At 65.6% G+C, this 1,257-nt stretch carries 1 pseudogene; it reads right to left on the bottom strand.

Annotated elements, in window-relative coordinates:
• Positions 1 to 1,257, bottom strand: a pseudogene (locus GSQ77_RS29325) (heme utilization protein); the annotation flags it as partial.

The following is a 1,257-nucleotide window of genomic DNA, read 5'->3' as shown; positions in this document are numbered from 1 at the left end:
TTCTGCCGTGGTCAGCGTACTGACCTGCGTCGACGTCAGATTCGCCACCTGTGCCGTGGTCAGGCCCGAGACCTGTGCCGTGCCCAGCGTTTCACCGGCGATACCCAACAGTGTCGTCAGGCCTGCCGTGCCCAGTGCGCCGATCTGCGTAGCCGACAGTGCGTTTGCAGCCGACGACGTCAACGACCCGAGATGGGCGTTGCCTACGAGCGCCGAGAATTGCGCGGTCGTCAGCTTCGAGACTTCCGACGTGGTCAGCGCACTCACTTGCGTCGACGTCAGATTCGCCACCTGTGCCGTAGTCAGGCCAGAGACCTGTGCCGTGCCCAGCGTTTCACCGGCGATACCCGCCAGCGTCGTCAGACCTGCCGTGCCCAGTGCGCCGATCTGCGCCGCCGACAGCGCGTTTGCAGCCGACGACGTCAACGACCCAAGATTCCCGCCGGTAACGAGCGCGGCAACCTGCGCGGTGCTCAGCTTCGAGACGTCCGCCGTGGTCAGCGCACTCACTTGCGTCGACGTCAGATTCGCCACCTGTGCCGTGGTCAGGCCCGTGACCTGTGCCGTGCCCAGCGCTTCACCGGTGATAGTCGCCAGTGTCGTCAGACCTGCCGTGCCCAGCGCGCCGATCTGCGTAGCCGACAGCGCGTTTGCAGCCGACGACGTCAACGACCCGAGGTGGCCGCCGCCTACGAGCGCCGAGAATTGCGCGGTGCTCAACTTAGAGACTTCCGCCGTGGTCAGCGCACTCACTTGCGTCGTCGTCAGATTCGCCACCTGTGCCGTGGTCAGGCCTGCGACCTGTGCCGTGCCCAGCACTTCACCGGCGATACCCGCCAATGTCGTCAGACCTGCCGTGCCCAGTGCGCCGATCTGCGCAGCCGACAGCGCGTTTGCAGCCGACGACGTCAACGACCCAATATGGCCACCACCTACGAGCGCCGAGAATTGCGCGCTCGTCAGCTTCGAGACTTCCGCCGTGGTCAGCGCACTCACTTGCGTCGACGACAGATTCGCCACCTGTGCCGTGGTCAGGCCCGAGACCTGTGCCGTGCCCAGCGCTTCACCGGTGATAGTTGCCAGTGTCGTCAGACCTGCCGTGCCCAGTGCGCCGATCTGAGCCGCCGACAGCGCGTTTGCAGCCGACGACGTCAACGACCCGAGATGGCCGCCGCCAACGAGCGCGGCAACCTGCGCGGTGCTCAGCTTCGAGACTTCTGCCGTGGTCAGCGTACTGACCTGCGTCGACGTCAGATT

It is taken from the genome of Burkholderia sp. L27(2015), from assembly GCF_009765705.1.
Lineage (GTDB): Bacteria > Pseudomonadota > Gammaproteobacteria > Burkholderiales > Burkholderiaceae > LMUX01.
This window is presented reverse-complemented; position numbering and strand designations above follow the sequence as displayed.